Consider the following 18052-nt stretch of genomic DNA (forward strand, 5'->3'; position numbering starts at 1 on the left):
GCCATTTCCAGCGCGCCGCACATTCACCGCAATACTTTCCTTTATATTATTACCTACTTTTCGCGGGTTTCAAACCGCTTGCGCTTCATTCGTAAACCGAACGCTTCAGCACGCCGACATGCTCGTAATTCCTGTATTTCGACGCATAATCGAGCCCATAGCCGACCACGAATTCGTCCGGAATATCAAAGCCGATATATTTTACCGGCACCTCCACCTCGCGGCGGTCGGGTTTGTTGAGCAGGCAGCAGATATTGATGCTTTCCGGCTTCCGGCCCCGGAGCTGCTCCATCAGGTTGTGCAGCGTCCATCCGGAATCGATGATGTCCTCGATAATCAAAAGATGCTTTCCGCGGATGTCCTCCTGCATATCGTATTTGATCTGTACGCTGCCCGATGACGTGCTGCCCTTGCCATAGCTTGAGACCGCCATAAAGTCGATCTCCATGGGAATCTTGACCTGCCGCATCAAATCGGAAAAGAACACGACGCTCCCGCGCAGGATTCCCACCGCAATGAGGTCCTTCCCTTCGTAATCGTTTGAAATTTGCTCGCCAAGTTCCCCCACGCGCGCCTCGATTTGATCTTTTGAAAGCAATATCTTTTCGATATCCCGTTCTACATAATGCTGCATGTCAGCCTTCTCCCCTATCAGTTTCTTCTTTTATATTACCGCAGCGGATATAGTTCATCCGCAGAATACGCTTTGTTGTACCGTCCACCTTGTAATCATCCCCGATCACATGGCCCACCGCCCAGATGATGCGGTTGCCGTCCGCGAGCAGCGGCGTCCTTTCCCGCTCTTCCCGCGTTAGCTTTTTATCGATAAAGTAATCCTTCAATTTTTTGCTCCCACCGCTTCCAAGCGGCGTGATACGGTCTCCCGTGTAACGCGTACGGAACATAAAGTGCGCGGGCAGCTTGTCCCGGTCCACATATGCCGTATACGGATCTTTATTGTTAAAATCGCACGCCTCCGCCCGCTCGCATACGATATAATCTCCAAACGGCGTTTCATTTTTCGCCTCGATATCGAATACGATACAAAAGCTGTGGTTGACGCGCCGCGCCGCGAAGCAGATAACGAGTGTTCCATATTCCACTTCCGCGCACAGCCCTCCCGAGAGGTTTACCCGGGTTCCTGTCCTGTTTTTCTGCGCGAGCCTTATGACCGCGCCCACATGCGCCTTTTCAATATCCTGCGTTACAAAAAGCTTCGCACAGGCAAGCCTTATGATCCGGTACTCTACCGCCGGGGAAAACCCGAGGAAGTGCCCGATCTCGATCTCCACACGGTCGCCCTTTTGCTTGGCGCACTCCGGAAATACGCGTTCCGCCTCCCCGAGGATAAAGGAGGAATCCTCCTGTGCGATCGCGCTCAGGCGGTTGAGCGCCCCCGAAACATCAGGGTTGATCCGCTCCCGGATCTGCGGGAGCAGCGTATTGCGGACAAAGTTGCGGGTATATTCCGCGTTATCGTTTGTCTTATCCTGCATATAGTGCAGGCCCTTATCACGCACATATTCCATCACGTCTTCCCGCGATACGCACAAAAGCGGGCGGATAAAATTTCCGTTACGGGCGGCGATCCCTTTAAGGCCGTCGATTCCGCTGCCGCGCAGGATATGCATGAGCACACTCTCCGCGTTGTCATCGCTGTGGTGCCCTGTCGCGATTACGTCAACATCCTCGTTTTCTACAAGCGTATTGAAGTACGCTTCCCGCGCGCGCTTTGCCGCCGTTTCCTCGCTCATCCCCCATTCCCGCGCAAGCGCGGGAACGTCCGCGGCGCTCATATAAAATGGGATGCCCTGTTCTTCACAGAAACGGCTGACAAAATCCGCATCATCGAGGGATTCTTGCCCGCGGATACCATGCTCAAAATGTACGCACGCCACGGAGCACGAAAAAAACGGCACAAGGGACCGAAGGCAGGCAAGAAGCGCCATGGAATCCGGTCCGCCGGAAACCGCGACGCCGACCGTCTGTCCGAGGCCGATCAGCCCGTTTTCTGTTATGAAGTCCCTCACTCGTTCTTCCATATCAAATTCTATCCCTAGTATATATAATATACTGAAGCGCCCTACTTTACAACCTCTAAGCGCAGGGATTTCGCGTGAATATTTTGTTAATATTACTATACTGCGCGCACATGAACGCAATATGAATCGGGCGGCCGGTCGGAACTAAAGCTCCGCTCCCGGCGCCGGCGTCCACGGCGCGCCGCATTTCCTCTGGCCGTTGTTCACAAGTGGGTTTCCAGGTAGACGCGCAGGTTCTCATTCTGGAGTCCCAGCTTCTTACGGATGCTGCTGCGGTGGTAGTCCACCGTTTTTTTGGTAATAAACAAGGCGTCGGCGATCTCCTTGCTGGTATAGCCTTCCTTAATCATCGTGCATACCTGCAATTCGCGCGGGCTGAGCCGGTCGAACACGGACGGCCGCTTTTTGGTGATCGGATAGACGATCTCGTCTATCAGCCCCGCTACAATATTCAGGTCGCGCTCCTTGACGTTTTTCTTCAGATAGTTGAGGGAAGGCCGGATATATTTTTCCACATTCTGCGTGATGGTCTGCTCCAAGTCTTCCTTATAGCGTTCCCTCTGATTCAGGATTTCCATCAGCATATCGTTCTGCGCTTCCAGGTTTTCGTACAACTCCGCCAGTTCATTCATATTGGTTTCCACGCGTTTTTGGAAGGTAATGTCGCGAATATACTCGATAACCAGCACAACATGGCCGTTTTTATCGAGGACGGGAACCGCATACAGCTTCTGCCACCCGGAATCCTCTCCATCCGTTGTATATGGCACAAGGTCCATCTGCGGCGCAGCCGTACGGACGGCGCGGATCGTGGGACAGCAGACACACGGCTCGGTGCGGCCGTGGAATACCTCGTAGCATTTCTGGCCGAGCACATTATCCTCGCCCGGATACCAGTGCAGCATGGACTTATTGACATAAATAATTTTAAAATCCGGCTTCAGGACGCTGATGCCGTCCTGAATACTGGAAAGGACCGCTTCGTAAAGCTCCGTATTGGACAGGAACTCGTCCTCCGTATCGACGGAAATCGCGGTTGGTACATCGGGCTTGAATACCCATCCTGTGCTTTCAGCCATTTTATCATTCCTCATTCGCCAATATTTCGCCGGGGCCGAAGGGATACGCCGCAAACGGTGGCTTGCAGCCGTACAGCCCGCACCCTTGCGGCGCTCACTCCCCGCACGGCCCGCGTTTCCGGCGCGTTTTATCGGCGCTTTCAAATATATGTGGCCCTCAGCTCCTACCAGCTATTGGACCGCAGGACGCGCACCTCGTGAACTATAATAGTATCAGTATAGGCCGCCCCTGGACAAAAGTCAATCGAAATACTAGTTTTGCACTGGTATAAACAATGGATTTTTCCGGGATTGTATGATTGCCCCCACAGGTTTATGATAGCAGTATCGAGGGGTAAATTTCACAGTTTCAAAACCAAAATAACTAAATATGGAGGGTGTTTAAGAATGGAAGAAAAAGAATTGTTGTTTACACCGATAAAAATCGGTACGAGAACAGCACCAAACCGCATCGTGCTGAACGCAATGGAATGCTGCGACGCACTTGACAACGGCGATCCAAGTCCGGCAACCTATAAGCGCTATGAAGATTATTTCAAGGGTCAGGCGGGCCTTGTTATATTGGAGGCAATCACGCCGCAGTATGATTACATCGCCAGAAGGAATCAACTCTCAATCAAGGAGCATAACCTGCCGGCGCTGAAAAAATTCATCGCCCACCTGAAAGAGATCAATCCCGACACGCTGATTTTTTTCCAGATCACTCATTCCGGCGAAATCAGCAACAACGTATATTCGCAGCGCATCCGCGTAACGGAAGAACCGCTTCCGGGGTATGAGGACGCCAAACTGGTGCGCGAAGAGGAAATCGAACAGGTTATCAAAGACTATGTTTTAGGTTCCAAATATGCTTACGAAGTGGGCGCGGACGGCGTAGACCTGAAACTTTGCCATGGTTATCTCGGCAGCCAGATCCTTCGTCCGTTCAATAAAGACAACTGGAAGTACGGCGGAAGCTGGGAAAACAGAAGGCAGTTCGCAATCGATATTTACGACCGCACCCGCGCGGCAATCCCGGACGAGAACTTTGTGCTGGGCTCCAAAATTTCTATTTACGAAGGATTCCCGGGCGGCGTAGGTACGGCAGGCCCGGATACGGCGCTGATGGATCTGACGGAATCGATCGATCTTGTAAAACAGCTGGAAGCGCACGGCGCCAGTTATATTCTCCAGTCTGCCGGTTCTCCGTCGCACACGCTGGACCTCGCGCATCCGGACAGGCGGACGCCCGATTATGCTTATATGCATTTCTATTTCCAGAAGGTTTGCCGCGACGCCCTGAAACCGGAAACGGCCGTGATCGGCTCCGCGTACAGCATTTACCGCGACGGCAAACAGCCTTTCTGCGCTGTAAAGCCCGAAAAGAACAATCTGCGTTTCTGGGGCAACAAAAACATTAAGGAAGGCATCGTAGACGCGATCGCGATCGGACGTCAGGCGTTTGCAGACCCGTACCTCCCGAAAAAAATGATGGAAGGAAACGAAAAGGATATCCATTGGTGCACGCTTTGCGACCATTGCGTGGAATTCCTGATCCGCCAGCATCACGTAGGCTGCGCAACGTATGACCCGCACTTCACGGAAGAATACGTCAAGATGATTAAGGAAGAAGGAAAGCTGAAAGCGAAACACACCTGATCCCGGAACGAAAGCCGGTAACAGGAGAAATGCGAAACGATTTATAATGAGCAGAAAGGTGGCAATATTATGGCAAGAACAATAGACGATGATTGCATCAACTGTGGAAGATGCGTAAAATTGTGCCCCGTGCACGCGATTTACAAAGGCGAGAAGCACATGGAGATTGACAGGGATAAATGTATTGATTGTTATGCATGCGAGATCGAATGCCCGACCCACGCGGCATATCCTGAATAAGAAGCAGGAAAAGGGCCCTGTGCCCCAAAGGAAGAGGCCGTATATCAACGATATACGGCCTTTTCCTTTGTCTTTCCCGTCCACTGCTGCGTATATCCGCTCCTTTCCTTCAGGGCCACGTACCGGCCCGCCCGTTTCCTTGCGGATAGAAGGCAGACTTTCCATGCACGGCGCCGTAAGGCGTAATATCCGGCCCGCTTCGGTTTAACACGTCTGGATGGAGCCTGCTTTCTGTTGATCGCCGGTAGAATAAACAAGTTTGTATTGTGCTCCTCCGGCTCCCGGCTGCTGCCAAAAATTCAGCACGCGCCGGGCCGTACAAAAACCCCCGCTTTAAAAAAGCGGGGGTTTGGGTTAAGCTTTAAGTTTATTCTGTTCCACCTTATAGGGGACGCTTCGCACAAATGAAGCCGTTCCTGAACCAGGAACCAAATTCCCTCGTTACCATCGCATTCTGGCTCGAAGATGCGTCGAGAACCATGTTGTCGCCAAGATAGATCGCTACGTGACCGTTCATGCAGATAATGTCGCCGCGCTGCAGGTCGCTGATGCTGGTAATCGTCGGGTAATCCGTGCTTCTCCAGCCTGCCGACGTCCTGTAAGGAACGTCATTGCCGCTTTCCCTCAGTGCATAGTAGATCAGTCCCGAGCAGTCGAACGAATTCGGTCCTTTTCCGCCCAGCACATACGGTTTGCCGAGCTGCGCTTCCGCAACTGCGATAAACGCTTCTACGGAACCCGCATCCGCCGTATAGGAAGGCGAACTGTCCCCGGAATCCTCAGCGGACGAAGAGTTGTCTTCCACGGGAGCGCTGTCTTCCTGCTGGGAACCGTTGCCGCTGCTCTCCTGGCTGCCGGAATTATCTTCCTGCTTGCTGTCTTCCTTACTGCTGTTATCTTCCTGTTTGCTGTCTTCCGCAGGCTCGCCCGGCTGCTGTGCCTCCGCTTCCTTATCCGCCTGCATCTGTTCGTATTCAAGTGATTTTTCCGCTGCGCCGGAATAAAGCAATTCTTCGGTCATGTGTCCAACGCTGCCGTCTTCCGCAAGGCCGCTCATTCTCTGGAAGTAGCGCACTGCTTTTTCGGTCTCTTCCCCGAAATAGCCGGTCGCCTCAGAGATCGGGTAGCCAAGCTCGATCAGGCGTTCCTGCATGTTCTGCACGTCCGCGCCTGCCGCACCGAGCGCCATGGAATACTCCTTCGCGTCTTCGGAGAACAGAAGCGCCATAGTCTCAGGCCCTGCTGCGCCGTCTACCGTAAGGCCGTGCTTACGCTGGAAATACTTAAGCGCCTGATTGGTCGCCGGACCAAAGTAGTCCGTCGTCTCGTCCTGACCCATGTAATAAAGATCCATCAGCCTCTGCTGAATTTCATGCACCTTTGGGTCGGTCATCCCTTCCATGTAAGTAACGGCGGCCGCCGGTTCTTCCACCACAGGCGTCTGCGCAGACGCCTCCTCCGTTTCTCCCGCCGCTGTTACCGACGAACTTTCGGGCGCAGCGGATGCTGCCGCCTGAGTCGTTTCCGTCAGCTTGGGCGCTTCTGTGGAAGAGGGCTGGGCCTCTTTCGTTTCCTGCGGCTGGGCCGCCGCCTGTACCTGGGCCGTAGGCTCCGGCTGCGGAGTCATGTTCATGTCTCCGGTTGCGGCTGACGCGATCATGATCGGAATCATCACCGAGGCTACAGCAACCGTAACCACCGTAAACAACCGTTTCTTCTTTCTAACGCGATAACGCACCGCTGCGCGGGATACGCCCTCGCTATTCGAGGAAACGTCGCCGTTACGTCTGGCTCTGACAAACGTTCTGTGTTTCCCAAATGGCTTAATCATGTTGGTCTCCTTTTTGTTCGCTTCCGCGAATTTGTTATGAGTATACTACATTTTTTCTGAGTTGTCTATAGTTTTTTAACTTTTTTGTAATATTTGCGTAATAAATAACCCATAATCCCTAAGTCTAAAAGGTTTTTTTTAATTTTGTAAAAAATTTTTTCTGGAATTCCCGCAAAGCTTTCCCCGCCTGTTTCCCGGGCGGCGGCTTATGGTATAATAATGTAAATCAGAAAGGATATGGTTATGGAGCAGATCGACACAATTATTTCGCAGCTTTCGCTGGAGCAAAAAGCGGACTTGTGCTCCGGGCTCGACGCCTGGAATACGTTTCCCATCAAGGACTGCGGCGTACCCGGCGTTTTGATGACGGACGGGCCGCACGGCCTGCGCAAGCAATACGACGAGAGTACGGCTATGCTCGAGCAGTCCGTACCCGCGACCTGTTATCCCGCAGCCTCTACGACGGCGTGCTCCTGGGACAGGGAGCTTCTGTATGAGATGGGCGCAGCCCTCGGCAGCGAGGCGCGTGAGCAGGGAATTTCCATGGTGCTCGGCCCGGGGATCAATATTAAGCGCTCCCCTCTGTGCGGCCGGAATTTTGAATACTTTTCCGAGGACCCCGCGTTGGCCGGGGAGCTTGGCGCAGCTATGATCCGGGGAATCCAGAGCACAGGAACAGGCGCATGCCTGAAACACTTCGCGGCGAACAACCGCGAATATTTCCGCATGGTCTCCAACTCCATCATCGACAAAAGGGCCCTGCGCGAGATTTACCTTGACGGATTCGAGCGCGCCGTAAAAAAGGGAAAGCCCTATGCCGTCATGAGCGCTTATAATATGCTGAACGGGACCTATTGTGGGGAGGCGTCCGCGCTGATCCGCGGGGTGCTGCGCGGCGAATGGGGGTTCGGCGGCCTGGTGGTATCTGACTGGGGCGCTTGCTATAACCGCGAAAAGGGGATCGCCGCCGGACTCGATCTCGAAATGCCCTATTCCGGCGAAGAAAATACGAACCGCATTATCCGTGCCGTGAAAAACGGCACGCTGGACGAGGCGGACCTTGACGCATGTGTGCGGCGCATCCTTTCCTTCGTATTCCGCTGCGAAAAAAACAAAAAGCTTCCTTACCAATGTGATATGGAAAAAAACCACGCGCTGGCCCGGCGTATTGCCGCAGAAAGCGCTGTGCTGCTTAAAAACGACGGTTTACTGCCGTTGAAGCCTGGTGTAAAAGTGGCCCTTCTCGGTGAATTTGCCGAGCATCCGCGTTACCAGGGGGCGGGAAGCTCGATGATCCATCCCGCGAATCTTGAGAACGCGATCGGCGCTTTCCGCAGCCATGGCATTCATTATACCTATGCGCCGGGCTTTTCCATCTCCGGCGATACCGTTGATGAAACAATGCTCGCCGAAGCGGAATGTGCGGCGCGGGATTGCGACGTTGCCGTTATCATCGCGGGCCTTCCCCCGCAGTATGAGGTGGAGGGCATCGACCGCACGCATATGCATATCCCGCAAAATCAGATCGAGCTGATCGAACGCATTGCAAAAATAAAACCCGTGGCCGTCCTGCTGTGCGGCGGCGCGCCTGTTGAAATGCCATGGCTTTCTTCCGTCTCCGCCCTTGTGAACTGCTATCTGGGTGGTGAAGCGGGCGCATCCGCCATGGCGCAGATCCTGACGGGCGAAGTGAATCCGAGCGGCAAACTCGCGGAGACCTATCCGCTCCGTCTCGCGGACAACCCGTCTTACCATTTCTTTTCGGACGACCGCCACAATGTGGAATACCGCGAAAGCGTTTACGTCGGCTACCGTTATTACGACGCGGCGGAAAAGGAAGTCCTCTTCCCCTTCGGCTTCGGGCTTTCATACACTACTTTTGAATACTCTGATATGCAGACGGACGCCGGGAGCTTTGCCCCCGGCGGTACGGTCACGGTAAGCGCCCGGGTCGAAAACACGGGAGGCGCCGCCGGGGCGGAGGTCGTGCAGTGTTACGTCCGCGCGGACGAAGCGCCTTTCAAGAAGCTGTGCGGCTTTGAGAAAATATTCTTGCAGCCCGGTGAAAGCGCCCGTGTTTCCTTTACGCTGACAGAACGCGATTTTTCTTTTTTCTCCGACGGCTGGCAGCTTATGCAGGACGTACACGTTTTGATCGGCGCTTCGTCGCGTGACCTGCGTATGGGGATCATTGTGGAAATTCCGGAGGGAAAGCCGCTGCCGGAATATCCGGTGTCCACTGACGGCCATTGGAACGCCATGCAGTATTACGGGCTGTTTGAAAAAATCCCGCATATCACCTTCAGCATCCATCCGTTCACCATCAACGCTACTTTGAAGGATTTTGATTCCGTCACCATTGGGCGAACGGTGCACCGCCTGGTCGCTAAATTTGTGGAAAAACATATAGACCCGGGCGGATATATGGGGCACGACATTATGCTCCAGCTTTTGGAGGAAAACCCCATGCGTGTGCTGGTTTCCATGTCGGGCGGTTTTTTCACCTACGGCATGGCGCGCGGCGTACTGATGATCGTAAACGGCCAGGTGTTCATGGGCCTGCTTGCGTTCTTCTCCGCTTACCGGAAACGAAAGAAACAAAAAATAAAATCGAAAAAATAGTGTTTACCCCCAAAATCGCAGGGTATATATATTATGTCACAGACGCCTTCGGGCCGAAGTGGCGCCAAAACAATACATACCCCCAATCAGCAAAAAACCGGCCTCGTGCCGGTTTTTTGTTTACATGGCGCGGACGGAACGCGCGTCCCGCTTTACCAGCACTTATGTTATAATGTAGAAAATTCGTTTTTATCCGCACGGGGGAGATCGGCTATGGAACAACGGATCATTGAAGAATTGCAAAAGCTAGGGGCAATGTATACCGCGCTCATCGCGGTTTCCGAGATCGGCTTTTTTCCCGGGCTTCGCACATTGTGCGAAATGAACAGCTGCGGTGCGTACGCCACAGGCTGGGGCTGCCCTCCCGGCTGTGGTACGGTGGAAACGCTTGCACGGCGCGTACGGAAATACCGGCGGGGCGTTGTCTATCAATATGTTGGCGTGCTTGAGGATTCTTTTGACTACGATGGCATGATGGCCTCCGAGCACTTTTTTGGGAGCATATCGGACGGCATCCGCATATTTGCAGAAAAAAACGCGCTGGACGCATGGGTTCTCGGCGCAGGCGGATGCAGGGTATGTGCGGAATGCACCTATCCCGGCGCCCCCTGCCGTTTTCCCGGCCGTAAAAACATTTCCCTCGAGGCATGCGGGATCAATGTGTCCGTATTGTGCGAAAGCTGCGGGCTTGCCTATATCCACGGTCCAAATACCATTACCAATACGGGCTTAGTGCTGCTCGGCTGATTTTTCCGCTAATCCCGCACCTGTATTTTTGTCCGGCCGCAGCAAAAAACCGCGGGAACTATCTTCCCGCGGCAGCGTTTATTCTTTTTTCTTCCCATAGTCCGGAAGGAGCTCGAGCGCTTCTTTTTCATTCGCCCCCGCCGTGACCAGGAAGACCGTCCCGATCAGTACGCCCGCCGTATACAGGGCTTTTTTCATTTTTTCCATTCTATGCCTCCCGCTATTTAATCATCGCGTACCTTGCATCCCGCATAAGTCCGCTTGCCCGTTCGTTCTTTTCGTTTTCTTTCCTTCGTCCGGACCTGCGGACAATTGCCGTGATCCCCGCATAGATAAGCGTCATGAGCACCGTCGCTCCTATAATCAACCAAAACAGTATGCGTTTCATGATTTCGTCCTCCTTACTTTTTCTGATTCTATCGTACTTCTTTGGACGAAATCCTGCTATTTCCCTTGCTTACAATAAGATTACGTTTTTGTAAGCCTTCTTTCCGGCAATCACAAAAAGGGCCTGCCCTGAGGCAGGCCCTTCTGTATGCTCCTTTTATTCAAACACCACGACCGCTTCCTGCTCTTTCAGGCGCGGAAGCGCCGTCTCCAGTACGCGCATATGGTGATTAAGATCCACAAGCTCAAGATATGCCGTCTGTATATCCTGTCCGATCACAAGGTCCATATACTGCGGTTCGCAGCATACGAGCACCGCCTTCTTGATCCCGAGGACCGGTGCGCGGAACACCCTGCCTTCCACCATCGTGGAAACACGGTCAATCTCCATCAGGCCTGTACCCGGCTGAATCCGCTGGAGGTCAAGGTAGAGGTCCGGACTCAGCACCAATGCATAACGCCCGATAAAACCCTTGTCGTTCAGCATGGTGAGGCCTTTTGCGATATCCGCAAACGCATTCTCGCCGGCCGCCCAGTCCCCGCGTTTGATCTTATTGGCGTGCGGCGCGTTGATGAGGCCCGTCAGCCCAAGCGTCTGGCTGCCGAAGAAGATCAGTTTGTCTTCCCTGCGGGCCACGGATTCCGCCGCCGTCATGGCAGAGGAGACGTCCACTGGATAGCCTTCCTTGCCGCTCGCCTCGATGTCCCTCCACAAAAGGATAAAATCGTCATAGACCTGCGGGATTTCCGCGTATTGCCTGCCTTCCGTCCGGACGATCCCATCCTCAAATACTTCTTCTTTCTTTTTGCTGTCGACCGTGATGCTCTGCGCACCCGCGCCAAGCGGCCCGAACACGGTCAAAAAGCGGCGGCCCACCAGGTTCCTGCGCGCAGACTCAACGACCGCACCGTCTATCTTATCCCAAAGCGCCTCGTCAAAAGGCGCGCTTTCCCTCGATAAATAATCCATAACTGCTTCCTCCCTTACCTGTCAAGAAGGCTGCCCACAGTAGCCTTGACCGCCGCTTCGTCCGGGGTGCCCAATTTTTCCATCATTTCCTTGACTTCCTCTACGCCGGAAGCAAAATGCTCCGCTTCGTCCGGGTCAAGGTGCTGCAGAAGCGTCATCAGTTCCCCAATGTGCGCCTTTTCCTCATCGCGAATATCCGCGAGCACCGTTTTCGCAACGATATCGTCTGTCGCCATGACATGGGCATCGTAGAGGTAGATGGCTTCCAGTTCTCCCGCGATATCAAGGCGTACCGCCTGTATGAGCTCTCCCTTGGTAATTTTTCTTTCTACATTCCCCGCAAACGGGTTTCCAAAACTTGGCATAATATCAGCTCCTTTTTTCTTGGTCAATGGCGGCGCTTTCCGTTTTCCCGCGCGCCTCTTTGTAGGTCTATAGTTAAACTGGATTTTTGGCGATAAAACAAAAAGCCGCGAATTTTAATGAAGTTTTGCTTTTCCGCGGCGGGATACTATGGAGACTATAATGTGCTGATATGATATTGCAGGGAGCGAATTGTGGATATCAAACTGGTTTTTGCAAAAAACCGCATAAAATGCGGTTTTCTATCTCTTTTCTATTTTAATAAAAACTCAACCGTCTTTTCGAGCCGCATTCCGCGCGAGGCTTTGACCAGCACGGCGTCGCCTTCGCGTACCAGCCCCCGTATTTTTGCAAGCAGTTCGTCCTGCGTTCCGAAACAGAACGCTTCCGCACCCGCCTCTTTTGCGCCGGTGTAAATATGTTTGGCGAGTGTTCCCACACACAGCACGCGGTCGGCCCTCCGCGCCGCATAGGCGCCAAGTTCGCGGTGATATTGCTCCGCCTTTTCGCCAAGCTCCAGCATGTCTCCGAGGACACACACCCTGCCGCCTTCCGCATAGGCGAGAACGTCAAGGGCCGCACGCATGGATCCCGGATTCGCGTTATACACGTCGTTTAAAACGGTAATCCCGTTCCTGGTTTCGATACACATGCGCCCCGCAATCGTTTTATATGCCGCGAGGCCAAGCGCGATCTCGTCCGGCCCCATGCCGAGCGCAAGCCCCGCTGCCGCCGCCGCAAGCGCATTATACACCATGTGCCCGCCCGGCGAAGGAACGTGTGCCGGGAATTCCGTATCCGGCGTATGAATCACAAAATCCGTGCCGTCAAGGCCCTTGCTTTTGATCTTTTCGGCATAAATATCATTTTGCGGGTCTTTGCCGAAGGCAGTCACATCCGTCCGCGCCTCTTTAAGCGTCCGCAGGTACGGATCGTCGCCATTCACAAACACACGCCCGTCCGGCTTTATGTATTCCAACATTTCGGATTTCGCTTTCAATATCCCTTCTTTTGAACCGAGATGCTCGATATGCGCTTCCCCGATGTTGGTCAGGAAACAGAAATCAGGCCGCGCGATTTTGGCAAGATTGCGTATCTCACCGAAATGGTTGGTACCCATTTCCACCACGGCGACATCGTGATGGTCTTCCAGGCGAAATACCGTCAGGGGAACGCCCGTTTGGTTGTTCAGGTTCCCTTCCGATTTCAGCACGCCGTATTTCTGCGAAAGTACGGATGAAATGAGTTCCTTCGTCGTCGTTTTGCCCACGCTGCCCGTAATTCCGATGGTTTTGACGTCAAACAGTCCTTTATAGAACTCCGCAAGGCTTTGGAAAGCCGACAAGGAATCCTTCACGAGGATATACGGCCGTTCCGTTTGAAGTTCCCGTTCCGTAATGCAGGCAAGCGCGCCCGCTTCATAGGCGGACGGGATAAAATCATGCCCGTCGAACCGTTCTCCCTTGATGGGGACAAACAAAAAGTCCGGCTCCACCTTGCGGTTGTCGATCACAACGCCGCGCACCCGCTTCAAAAGCGCGGCGCCGTCTCCGTGGTAGGTTCCATGCACCGCCCCTACAGCCTGGCTCAGTAAAAATTCTTTCATACGGTTCACCTGTATTTCTCAAGGGAAAGCTCGATAATGCGTTCACACAGCTGTTCGTAGGAGAGCCCGGCGGCGGCCGCCTCCTGAGGCAGCAGGCTGGTGGGCGTCATGCCGGGAAGCGTATTCATTTCAAGGAAATAAAGCTCGCCGTCCTCCGTCAAAATGAATTCCCCGCGCGCGTAAACCTCAAGCCTCAAAAGGCGGCATGCCTCCCGCGCCATGTCCTGCATCGCCTGTTCCGTTTTTCCGTCAATCGCCGCCGGGCATACTTCTTCCGTCCACCCCGCCTGGTATTTATGCGCATAATCGTAAAATCCGCCGCGCGGAATGATCTCGATGGGCGGAAGCGCCACACCGCCCAAAACGCCGACCGAAAATTCGCGGCCTGTAATGAACTGCTCCACCATGATTTCATCTTCGCAGCGGAACGCATCCGCAAGCGCCCGTTCCAATTCACGTTGGTCACCCGCTTTAGCAATGCCGATACTCGACCCGCCGCAGCACGGTTTTACAATGCACGGAAAACCGATCTCTTCGATTCCGTCCATATCTCCACCTTTGCGAAACACCTTGCTTTGCGCGGTTTTGAGAATGCCCGCGACCATCTGTTTGCTGATCCCCTTGTGCATGGCAAGCGCGCTTCCCAGATAACCCGCACCCGTATATTTGATGCCCAATACGTCAAAAAATGCCTGCATCCGTCCGTTCTCTCCGTCTTCGCCATGCAGGCCCATATAAACGATGTCCGCAGCGCGGCATACCTCGATCACGTTTTCGCCGACCGTTCCAAAACCGCTGTCTCCACGGGCGGCTTTTACCTTTTCAAGGTCCGGCGCCTGTTCTTCCACGCGGACGGCTTCCATCTCGCCCTCCACGTTGAACACATCCATCACTTCCCCGGGGATATCGAGGCCAAGAAAGGAATCCACCAGCACAGCGCGGTGCCCCGCCCGCCGCAACGCGTTGGTTACCATCGTTCCCGAGGAAAGGGACACTTCGCGCTCCGAGCTCATCCCGCCTGCCAAAACAACAATATTCATCATGATTTTTTAAATGCTCCAATCCGTATTTTCGCAACTGTATGTGTTTTTATTCCGCCGTTTAAAAACCCTTTTAAGCCGTGATTTATTGTAACACATGAGCCCTTCTCCCGCAATAGAAAACGCGTGGCTAAGAGGAATCCCGGCTGTGTACAGCGTCCCGGAAGGCGGCTTTGAGCCGCTTATCCGGCGCGGCCTTTTCACTCCCGCCTATCCGCCGTACGAATGTCCGTCACCTGCAGGACGTTTCCCGAAACGGTAAATTTTATTTCATAATCCTTGTATTCCATGCCATAGGTCCGCTCCGGGTCGTTATGATACGCAGGCCGCGGGTCCTCGCGCAACAGGGCGCAAATCACCGCAATATCCCCGTCCGGTATTGCGCCCAGCTTTTCCCGGTCCATTTGCACCTGCAGGCGCACGCCGTTTGGAGCCGCCGCGAAGCCCGTAACCGCCTCCGGGTGGCTGTCGGTCGGCACATAGGGTTTGATATCGTAGACGGGCGTCCCGTCCATCATGTCAACGCCCGAAATATGCAGGATCGGACCTGCTTCCGCATTGTATTCAATGGCTTCCAGCTTCACCGGCGATATGCCGATGGGATTTGGCCGATAAGGAGAACGCGACGCGAAGACCCCGACGCGAACATTGCCGCCAAGCCTCGGAGGACGCACCGTCGGTGACCATCCATCCTGTTCGGATGCGGAAAATCCCCACAATATCCAGATATGGGAAAACCCCTCGAGGCCACGCAGGGCTTCCGGATTCCTGTAGCCCTCTTCAAATACAACGGAGGCCTCCGCTCCGCCGACAAGGCCGCTCTGGCGGGGAATCCCGAATTTTGCCGGAAAATCGCTTTTGATATGGGCAATCTTTTTTAATCGTACCATAAGCGCATACCTCTCTCCTGAAAATCTTCTATCACACCGCAGGCCTTCTTGCTCCGGGCACGAACGAAAGCATAACGCTGCAAAACATAAAAAAACCCCGCAGGTTTCCCTGCGGGTTCCGTACCGCGGAGTCTGCCGCGACGTGGAGCTGATGGTGGGAATTGAACCCACGACCTCATCCTTACCAAGGACGTAGTTGGCACTTTGTTTCGTGCAAAAACTGTTAAAAGAATAATTTAATTGCAATACGCGACGTTCCGCGAAACGCATGGTTGAGGCGTTTTTGGACATCGCGTATATTTTTTGCGTCGAATTGTGCAATAGATGAAAAATTTGTGATTTATGAGCAAAACCTAGTTTTATGAGCAAAATTTATGAGCAAAACAAGAGCGAAGAAAAAAATGAGTAATTTTTGCTCATAAAATCAAAAGGCAGTAGTCAGTGGCTCAAAAATATAGATATTGCATATTTGCACATATACCTTATTTAAAACATATTCTGGTTTGAAATTGAATGTAATAGGCATAAGGAAACAAATAAACGGAAGGAATCTCTTGATAATAATGTATAATACAAAAGCCGTTTGCGAGAGCAAGCGGCTTTTGCATATATTTCAAGCAAAGGAGGAACGAATATGACGAAAGTGATCGCCCTTGCCAATCAAAAGGGCGGCGTGGGCAAAACGACGACAACAGTAAATCTCGGGATCGGGCTTGTACGACACGGGAAAAAAGTACTTCTTGTAGATGCGGACGCACAGGGTAATCTAACGGACAGCCTCGGCTGGCATGAACCGGACAATCTGCATAAAACCCTTGCAACCGTAATGGGAAAAATCATCACGGACGAACCGCTCCAAAAGAGAGAAGGTATCCTACATCACGCTGAAGGCATAGACCTGCTCCCGGCAAATATCGAATTGTCCGCAATGGAAGTATCGCTTGTCAACACGATGAGCCGTGAGACTATCATGCGGAATTATCTGGAGGAAGTCAAGAAGGATTATGATTATGTCCTTATCGACTGTATGCCGTCTCTCGGCATGGTAACGGTCAATGCCCTGACTGCGGCGGACAGCGTATTGATCCCGGTGCAGGCACATTATCTTCCTGCAAAAGGGATGAGCCAGTTATTGCAGACGATCAGCCGTGTAAAACGGAATACGAACCCTGATCTCAGGATAGAGGGCGTCCTGCTTACGATGGTAGACGGACGCACGAACCTTTCAAAAGATATTTCTTTTATCCTGCGGCGGGATTTCGGGGATAAACTCAAAGTATTCAAAACAGAGATACCAATGGCGGTAAAAGTCGCGGAAACGAGTGCAGAGGGAAAGAGTATCTATGAATATGATAAGAGCGGACGCGCGGCGGCAGCATACGAAGCCTTAACGAAGGAGGTAATGAGAAATGGCAAGCAGCGTGAGAAACATCAAGCTGGCCTCAGTCGATGACCTATTCTCCAGTGAAGCAGACAGGCAAGACGCGAAACACGAAAAAGTAATTGAGATTCCAATGGAAAAAATCAGCGAAAACCCGGACAACCCATTTCAGGTGCGGAACGATGAGGAAATGGCGAAAATGGTGGAGAGCGTAAAAGAATACGGCATTTTGAATCCCGCGCTTGTCCGTCCCAAACAAGACGGCGGTTATGAGCTTGTGGCAGGCCACCGCAGAAAATTTTCAGGGCTAAAAGCAGGATTGCAAACCCTTCCCTGTATCGTGCGAAACCTCACAGATGATGAAGCCGCGATTGCCATGGTGGATAGCAACTTGCAGCGTGAAAATATCCTGCCAAGTGAACGGGCAAAGGCATATAAGCTGAAATTGGAGGCAGTCAAAAGGCAAGGAGCACGGACGGATTTAACTTCGCCGCAAGTTGCGGCGAAGTTTCGCAGCGATGATTTAGTAGCGTCCGATGCAAAAATTAGCGGCGATACATTACAGCGATATATCCGCTTAACCGAACTGATCCCGCCATTGATGCAAATGGTAGATGATAAAAAGATCGCCCTTAACCCCGCCTATGAGTTGTCCTTTCTTCCTTTACCGTTGCAGGAAAATTTACTGGAAGTAATAGAACAGGAAGAAAGCACGCCGTCCCTCGCGCAAGCCCAGCGTCTAAAAAAGGCGGCGCAGGCTGGAAAGCTTGACCGAAACGGCATAGAGCTTGTATTGCAGGAGGAACGCCCGCAGGACTATAAGCTCACCATTGCGGGAGATAAGCTTAATAAATACTTCCCAAGAGATTACACGCCGAAACAAAAGGAGGAGATCATCTTCAAGGCGCTCGACCTGTATTACAGGAAACTGGAACGGGCGAAACAGGCGCGGGAATATGAACGGTAAAAGCCTTGTGTTATGCGCAGACGCAAGGATTTTTCTATGCCCTTTTCACCGGGGAGGTGATGAAACGTGTATTTTACAGAGGGCAAAGACTTAGAATACGAAAAAATGATGCGGGAAATCCCGGGATTTAACCGCGGGGAAATTAAACCGCAAGAAAAGAAACAGCGTTCCTCCCGCCTTACATATAATCGGAAAAAATGCCTGCAAAAGAGAAAAGGTAAGCCCGGGGAGAAGTCTGTCCTTTTGCAA

The 18052-nt window shown here is 52.8% G+C and carries 17 protein-coding genes; 6 read left to right on the plus strand and 11 right to left on the minus strand.

The features are described from left to right. Positions 1 to 85 precede the first annotated feature (85 nt). The 3 genes from hpt to B1H56_RS08850 all read right to left on the minus strand — a co-directional run bounded on the left by hpt (position 86) and on the right by B1H56_RS08850 (position 3136). The gene (gene hpt / locus B1H56_RS08840; protein WP_066522454.1) at positions 86 to 634 is read right to left on the minus strand and encodes a hypoxanthine phosphoribosyltransferase; all 549 of its coding nucleotides are present in this window, start codon (positions 632 to 634) and stop codon (positions 86 to 88) included. Between the two features lies 1 nt (position 635). After that, positions 636 to 2042, minus strand: coding sequence for a tRNA lysidine(34) synthetase TilS (tilS, locus tag B1H56_RS08845; RefSeq protein ID WP_082771123.1), 1407 nt, complete (start codon positions 2040 to 2042; stop codon positions 636 to 638). A 203-nt stretch (positions 2043 to 2245) separates the two neighbouring features. Then, positions 2246 to 3136, minus strand: coding sequence for a LuxR C-terminal-related transcriptional regulator (locus B1H56_RS08850; RefSeq protein ID WP_147554715.1), 891 nt, complete (start codon positions 3134 to 3136; stop codon positions 2246 to 2248). A gap of 372 nt (positions 3137 to 3508) precedes the next feature. On the opposite strand from B1H56_RS08850, the gene B1H56_RS08855 reads away from it, so the two are divergent. Next, positions 3509 to 4759 (plus strand): oxidoreductase, encoded by a 1251-nt coding sequence (locus B1H56_RS08855; protein WP_066522471.1) that lies wholly within the window; start codon positions 3509 to 3511, stop codon positions 4757 to 4759. 69 nt (positions 4760 to 4828) lie between these two features. Then, positions 4829 to 4999, plus strand: coding sequence for a 4Fe-4S ferredoxin (locus tag B1H56_RS08860; protein ID WP_066522473.1), 171 nt, complete (start codon positions 4829 to 4831; stop codon positions 4997 to 4999). A 382-nt stretch (positions 5000 to 5381) separates the two neighbouring features. Here B1H56_RS08860 and B1H56_RS08870 read toward each other — a convergent pair whose 3' ends face one another. After that, the gene (locus B1H56_RS08870) at positions 5382 to 6830 is read right to left on the minus strand and encodes a C40 family peptidase (RefSeq protein ID WP_066522477.1); all 1449 of its coding nucleotides are present in this window, start codon (positions 6828 to 6830) and stop codon (positions 5382 to 5384) included. A 243-nt stretch (positions 6831 to 7073) separates the two neighbouring features. On the opposite strand from B1H56_RS08870, the gene B1H56_RS08875 reads away from it, so the two are divergent. Further along, entirely contained in the window at positions 7074 to 9452 is a 2379-nt protein-coding gene (locus B1H56_RS08875; RefSeq protein ID WP_162938982.1) for a glycoside hydrolase family 3 C-terminal domain-containing protein, read from the plus strand. Between the two features lie 213 nt (positions 9453 to 9665). Beyond that, positions 9666 to 10199, plus strand: coding sequence for a DUF2284 domain-containing protein (locus B1H56_RS08880; RefSeq protein WP_066522479.1), 534 nt, complete (start codon positions 9666 to 9668; stop codon positions 10197 to 10199). Between the two features lie 78 nt (positions 10200 to 10277). Here B1H56_RS08880 and B1H56_RS14970 read toward each other — a convergent pair whose 3' ends face one another. The 7 genes from B1H56_RS14970 to tsaA all read right to left on the minus strand — a co-directional run bounded on the left by B1H56_RS14970 (position 10278) and on the right by tsaA (position 15455). Next, positions 10278 to 10406 (minus strand): hypothetical protein, encoded by a 129-nt coding sequence (locus B1H56_RS14970; RefSeq protein ID WP_258106493.1) that lies wholly within the window; start codon positions 10404 to 10406, stop codon positions 10278 to 10280. Between the two features lie 13 nt (positions 10407 to 10419). Next, positions 10420 to 10587 carry a hypothetical protein gene (locus B1H56_RS14530; protein ID WP_156468713.1) on the minus strand — a complete coding sequence of 56 codons (168 nt, stop codon included), beginning with the start codon at positions 10585 to 10587 and terminating at the stop codon, positions 10420 to 10422. 156 nt (positions 10588 to 10743) lie between these two features. Further along, a complete protein-coding gene (locus B1H56_RS08885) occupies positions 10744 to 11556 on the minus strand; it encodes a family 1 encapsulin nanocompartment shell protein (RefSeq protein ID WP_066522483.1) in 813 nt (270 codons plus the stop codon). A gap of 14 nt (positions 11557 to 11570) precedes the next feature. Beyond that, on the minus strand, positions 11571 to 11921 hold the full coding sequence (locus tag B1H56_RS08890) for a demethoxyubiquinone hydroxylase family protein (protein ID WP_066522485.1): 351 nt from the start codon (positions 11919 to 11921) through the stop codon (positions 11571 to 11573). A gap of 251 nt (positions 11922 to 12172) precedes the next feature. Beyond that, entirely contained in the window at positions 12173 to 13525 is a 1353-nt protein-coding gene (locus tag B1H56_RS08895; protein WP_066522489.1) for a UDP-N-acetylmuramoyl-tripeptide--D-alanyl-D-alanine ligase, read from the minus strand. Between the two features lie 5 nt (positions 13526 to 13530). Beyond that, positions 13531 to 14568 carry a D-alanine--D-alanine ligase family protein gene (locus B1H56_RS08900; RefSeq protein ID WP_320864343.1) on the minus strand — a complete coding sequence of 346 codons (1038 nt, stop codon included), beginning with the start codon at positions 14566 to 14568 and terminating at the stop codon, positions 13531 to 13533. Positions 14569 to 14765: 197 nt separating this feature from the next. Further along, positions 14766 to 15455 carry a tRNA (N6-threonylcarbamoyladenosine(37)-N6)-methyltransferase TrmO gene (tsaA, locus tag B1H56_RS08905; RefSeq protein ID WP_066522492.1) on the minus strand — a complete coding sequence of 230 codons (690 nt, stop codon included), beginning with the start codon at positions 15453 to 15455 and terminating at the stop codon, positions 14766 to 14768. A gap of 634 nt (positions 15456 to 16089) precedes the next feature. Here tsaA and B1H56_RS08910 point away from each other — a divergent pair. Both B1H56_RS08910 and B1H56_RS08915 read left to right on the plus strand, forming a co-directional pair. Next, the gene (locus tag B1H56_RS08910; protein WP_066522494.1) at positions 16090 to 16908 is read left to right on the plus strand and encodes a ParA family protein; all 819 of its coding nucleotides are present in this window, start codon (positions 16090 to 16092) and stop codon (positions 16906 to 16908) included. After that, complete coding sequence (locus tag B1H56_RS08915; protein WP_066522498.1) at positions 16865 to 17803, plus strand: ParB/RepB/Spo0J family partition protein; 939 nt, start codon at positions 16865 to 16867, stop codon at positions 17801 to 17803. Before B1H56_RS08910 ends, B1H56_RS08915 begins: the two co-directional genes overlap by 44 nt. The last annotated feature ends 249 nt before the right edge of the window (positions 17804 to 18052 follow it).

The sequence above is a fragment of the Christensenella minuta genome (genome assembly GCF_003628755.1).
In the GTDB taxonomy this organism is placed as follows: Bacteria; Bacillota; Clostridia; order Christensenellales; family Christensenellaceae; genus Christensenella; species Christensenella minuta.